We start from the raw sequence: 4,953 nt of genomic DNA on the forward strand, positions 1-4,953 counted from the left end.
CTCCAGCTCGCCGCGGCGGCGGGTGCTGTCGCGGTCGATGCGCGCGAGGGGAATGCCAGGGCAGCGCTGGCGCAGCGTGTCCTCCACCCGCTCGGTGCCCTGGCCAAGGGGGCGAAGATCTGGGGATTCGCAGTAGGGACATTGCACCGGCTGCCCGTGCTCCAGCCCGCAGTGGTGACAGACGAGAAGCGCACGGCCGCGATGCAGGGTCATACGTGCATCACAGCGTGAGCAGTCGCTCACCCAGCCGCAGTCATGGCAGGTGAGCACAGGCGAGAAGCCGCGTCGGTTCAGGAATAGGAGCACCTGGTTGCCGGCGTCGATCTCGCGCTCCATGCGCGTCAGCAGCGCATGACTTAGGCCAGTTTCGAGCGGTTGGGCGCGTATGTCCGCCACCAGGATCTCCGGGTCCACCGCGCGGCCCGCACGCTCCGGCAGATGCAGATGGCGGTAGCGGCCGGTGCGTGCATTGTGCAGGGTCTCGAGCGACGGCGTCGCAGAGCCGAGCACCACCGGGCAGCCGGCCTGCTGGGCCCGGCGCACGGCCAAGTCGCGGGCGGAGTAGCGAAATCCCTCCTGCTGCTTGAGCGAGAGGTCGTGCTCTTCGTCGACGATCACCAGACCGAGGTCGGGAAGGGGTGTGAACACCGCCGAGCGGGTGCCGAGCAGGAGCCGCGCGACGCCGCTCGCAGCGGCCTGCCAGGCGCGCTCGCGGTCGGTGTCGGAGAGCCCGGAGTGCGACACGACCATGGCCGCCGATACCCGCTCCGCAAAGCGCTCGCGCAGCTGCGGCGTGAGCCCGATCTCCGGCACCAGCACCAGCACCTGCCGGCCGGCATCGAGCGTGCGGGCGATGAGCCTTAGGTAGACCTCCGTCTTGCCACTGCCGGTCACGCCATCCAGCAGAAAGCAGCTGAAGCCCCCACCGGCGGCGATGGCTGCCTCGGCTGCAGCCTGGTGGCGGTTCAAGGCAGGCGCGGTCGTCTGCGTCAGTTGGTGCGCCGGCGCGGTCGAGGCGGGCGCGTCCAGGCGCACGCGCTGCACCAGCCCGCGCCCGGCCAGTGCCCGCAGCGCCGCGGTGCAGTCGCCGAGCTCCGCTCGGAGCACCGCGTCTGCCACTCCGGTGTCGGGTTCGGCCGCATTCAGCCGCGCCAACACCGCGCGCTGACGCGGCGCCCGGCTCAGCGCGAGTGTATGGGCTTCGGTGCCGGGCAGGGCGCGCCAGCCGAATGGTCGCTCGTCCAAGATCGGCTGAGGCCGCCGCAGGCGGGCGGGGAGGGCGCCGAACAGGGCCTCGCCGGGGTCGCCTCGATAGTACTCCGCTGCCCACAGCAGAAAGTGCAGGTCCGCCTGCGACAGCAGCGGTGTATCGTCCAGCAGGGCAGCCACGGACTTTAGCCGGCTCGCCGGCAATCGGCTCGGCTGGTCCACGGCCACCACAATCCCGACGCGCCTACCGCGGCCCAACGGCACCAGTACGCGCATCCCGGGGCCAATCTGGACGGCTTCGGGTGCCAGGTAGTCCAGCAGCTCCCCGAGGGGTGCCGAGACGGCAATGCGGAGGACGGACGGGCCCTGATCTGCAGCTGGCATACAACGCGTTTGCAGGCGTGTCTGGGCTGCGGAGTTGACCCAGCACAAGGGAAAATCAGTTCGCGGATACGCTGTTTTTCAACAGGTGTTGTGGATAAGTTGGTGGATAATCCGTTGGGACGGCCGGCGATGCGGCGTCGTTGTTACGGTCTCTTGAGATTGTCCAGGAATTGGTCAACAAACACTCGGTCCTTATAAAACAGTAACCTAAAAAACTTTAGCTAATGCTGATCAACGCCTGGCCCAGCAGGTATTGACAAGCTCGGCCTGATCTCCTGCTTGTGCAAAACCCGATGGGTTCCCTGCCCACTGCACCTATCGTCCGCTTGCAGGGAAACGGACGCCCCACAAGACTGGCTTCCATCTTGCAGGAAGCGTTGCAAGGTTTCGCCGGGTATGTATTATGCTCGCGAACTCCTGACCGGTGTCGAGTCATGGTGTCTCTAAGCCAACAGGTTCTGCGCACCCAAATCCTGCGCACTGACTTGGCGGGCATGCCGCTGGAGTGGGTGGACTATAAGGCGGCTGCGCGGCTGTACTTTCTCGGTCAGGTGGCCTATGCCTGCGGTAACCCGCTGGTGCTCCTGCGCGGCGGCATCAACGCCCAGACCCGCCGTCGCAGCAGCCTGCAGATCCACAGCATCATCGCCACGCACGGCACGCATCATGCGCTGAGCAAACTGCGTGATGACTATGTGCCGCCGTTGTCGAACCGGACGTTGTTCCAGCGCGACGACCACCTCTGCCTGTACTGCGGCGGGCGCTTCTCCGCCCGACACTTGTCCCGTGACCACGTGCGCCCCATCAGCCGCGGCGGCGAAGACATCTGGACCAACGTCGTCACCGCCTGCGTGCGTTGCAACAACTACAAGGCGGGCAGGACGCCGGAGGCGGCGGGGATGGAACTGTTGGCGGTGCCGTTCACCCCGACCCATGCCGAGTACATCTACCTCATGGGGCGCAACGTGCTGGCGGACCAGATGGAGTTCCTGCGGGCCCACTTTCCGCGCACCTCGCCGTTGCTGCGTCGGCTGGCGAAGGTCTGACACGCCGGACAGACACGCCGGCTGAGCACACCGCACCCGCTGCAATCCCCCGGGCGGCAGCCCAGCGCCGGCAAGCATAAGACCTGCAAGACACGCTTGATCATGACGGATTGGGCCGAGATCGCCGCGCAGATCGCCGCGGCCAGTGACGAGCCGTTCACGCCGAAGCAGCCGCGCCAGGTGGGCGGCGGCTGTATCAACAGCGCTGCCGTGCTGGCCGACGGTGACAAGCGCTGGTTCGTGAAGCTCAATCAGGCCTCGCTGCTGGACATGTTCGAGGCCGAATACGACGGCCTCGAGGCCATGGCCGCCACAGACAGTATCCGCGTTCCGCGGCCCCTGTGCTGCGGCACTGCGGGCAGTCAGGCCTTCATTGCCATGGAGTATCTGCCCCTCGGGGGTACCGGCGGTGCTGTTGCGGCCCTGGCGGGTGAGCAATTGGCCGCCATGCACCACAGCACCGCCGCGGAGCATGGCTGGCATCGGGACAACACCATAGGCGCCACGCCGCAGCCTAATCGGCGCGATGCGAACTGGGCACGCTTCTGGACGGAGCATCGACTCGGGTTTCAACTGGAGCTTGCGGCACGCAACGGTTACGGGGGCCGACTCACTGAGCGCGGCGCGCGGCTGTGCGAGCGCATTGGCGCTCTGCTGGACCATGCGCCCGCGCCGTCGCTGCTGCACGGTGATCTGTGGGGAGGCAACTTCAGCGGCGACGACCAGGGCAACCCCGTCATTTTCGATCCCGCCTGCTATTACGGCGACCGCGAGGCGGATCTTGCCATGACGGAGCTCTTCGGCGGCTTCGGCAGCCGCTTCTACGCCGCCTACAACGCCGCCTGGCCCTTGGACCCCGGCTACACTACCCGCAAGACCCTCTATAACCTCTACCACGTGCTGAACCACCTGAACCTTTTCGGCGGCGGCTACGGCAGTCAAGCCGAGCGCATGATCGACCGGCTGCTCGCGGCTGTGGGCTGACGGGCGGCGTGAGTTCCGCGCGGGTGACGGTTGTGTTAAAAGCCTGGGGCTAGCCGCCTGGATCTATCAGGCCAGTCCTTGCCGACACGGGATCGCCCTTCTCCGCATGCCACGCGAGCTGCTGATCCTACGCCACGCCAAGTCCGACTGGGAGAGCGGCGCCGCGACCGATTTCGAGCGTCCGCTGGCCAAGCGGGGCAGGAAGGATGCACCGCGCGTCGGAGAATGGCTGTATCGAGAGGGCCTGATCCCGGACGTCATCCTGAGCTCTCCAGCGCAACGCGCGCGGGAGACGGCGCTCAAGGTCTGCAAGTGTCTGGACCTTTCCAAGAAAGACATCGTGTGGGATGGCGACATCTACGAAGCGGACCTGCACGTGCTGTTGGATGTGCTCGCGCGTGTGCCGGCGGCCGCCCGGATGGTCCTGATTGTTGGTCATAACCCTGGCTTCGAAGAGCTGCTGCGGCATCTGGCGGGCGGCGATCTGGAGGAGCCAAACGACGGCAAGCTGCTACCCACTGCAGCGCTGGCCCGGCTGGAAATGCCCGATGACTGGACCGAGCTGGAGTATGGCTGTGCCGCCCTCGTCGGCATCTTGCGCCCGAAGCAGCTCAAGTAGCCCCCCACCGCCAAGCTCGCGCTGGCGGGCGCCTGTGCCAACTGGGAGACTCGCGTTGGGTTCAGTTGGCCTGCGCCCCGGCTTGCGTCTCGGCATGGAGCTGCTGGACAGCGGCTATCATGTAATCGGCGGCACGTTTGATCTGGGTATCTGAGAGGCGATCGTTGCCGGCCCGGGGCGGCATTTTGTACTTGCCATCTTCGCCCTTGATGCCAAGCAGCGGCCCCTTGTACAGCGCCGCCATGCCCTTGGCGATGCGCGGCTCCCAGTTGGCATAGTCGGTGACCGCGGGCGCCCCTGCGACGCCGAGCAGATGGCAGGCGCGGCAAGTACCCATCCACACCGAGCGTCCCTCAGCGAGGAGCGGGTCTTCGAAGCGCGGCATCTCGATGCCCGCCGCATCGTCACTCTCAGGGCCGCAGCCACTCAAGGAAAGAACGCCCAAGGCGAGACTGCCGATGGCGGCGAAGAGGTGCGGCTTGATCATGGTGTGGACGCTCGTCTGATTCGGGTCATGCGGTGTTGCCGTGGTGACTTCGGCCGCGCCGCTGTTCGGTGTTTCGACGCTCGGCCGCACTGCGCTAGACTGCTCCTTGCGCGGCGGAACAACCGCCAAGGATGACACATTCGAGTCGCTCCGGTCCCGCCAAGGAGACGCTGATTTATTGGGCATCCTGCCCAAAAATCAGACGGAGCCGGGCCTGTCCAGAC

6 protein-coding genes are annotated in these 4,953 nt (G+C 66.3%); 4 read left to right on the forward strand and 2 right to left on the reverse strand.

What is annotated here, in order from left to right:
* Window positions 1–1,593: primosomal protein N' (priA, locus tag I6U14_RS12290; RefSeq protein WP_296899711.1), on the reverse strand; the 1,593-nt coding region annotated here is incomplete at its 3' end.
* Window positions 1,594–2,027: 434 nt separating this feature from the next.
* On the opposite strand from priA, the gene I6U14_RS12295 reads away from it, so the two are divergent.
* The 3 genes from I6U14_RS12295 (at window position 2,028) to I6U14_RS12305 (ending at window position 4,242) form a co-directional block, all read left to right on the forward strand.
* Window positions 2,028–2,639 (forward strand): HNH endonuclease, encoded by a 612-nt coding sequence (locus tag I6U14_RS12295; RefSeq protein WP_296899713.1) that lies wholly within the window; start codon window positions 2,028–2,030, stop codon window positions 2,637–2,639.
* Between the two features lie 102 nt (window positions 2,640–2,741).
* Window positions 2,742–3,623 carry a fructosamine kinase family protein gene (locus I6U14_RS12300; RefSeq protein ID WP_296899714.1) on the forward strand — a complete coding sequence of 294 codons (882 nt, stop codon included), beginning with the start codon at window positions 2,742–2,744 and terminating at the stop codon, window positions 3,621–3,623.
* A 106-nt stretch (window positions 3,624–3,729) separates the two neighbouring features.
* Window positions 3,730–4,242, forward strand: coding sequence for a histidine phosphatase family protein (locus I6U14_RS12305; protein WP_296899715.1), 513 nt, complete (start codon window positions 3,730–3,732; stop codon window positions 4,240–4,242).
* Window positions 4,243–4,303: 61 nt separating this feature from the next.
* Here the strand turns inward: I6U14_RS12305 and I6U14_RS12310 are convergent, their stop codons facing one another.
* On the reverse strand, window positions 4,304–4,729 hold the full coding sequence (locus I6U14_RS12310; RefSeq protein ID WP_296899717.1) for a c-type cytochrome: 426 nt from the start codon (window positions 4,727–4,729) through the stop codon (window positions 4,304–4,306).
* A 40-nt stretch (window positions 4,730–4,769) separates the two neighbouring features.
* Here I6U14_RS12310 and I6U14_RS12315 point away from each other — a divergent pair.
* Window positions 4,770–4,953: hypothetical protein (locus tag I6U14_RS12315; RefSeq protein ID WP_296899719.1), on the forward strand; the 184-nt coding region annotated here is incomplete at its 3' end.

The organism is Thiohalocapsa sp., assembly GCF_019695415.1.
Lineage (GTDB): Bacteria > Pseudomonadota > Gammaproteobacteria > Chromatiales > Chromatiaceae > Thiohalocapsa.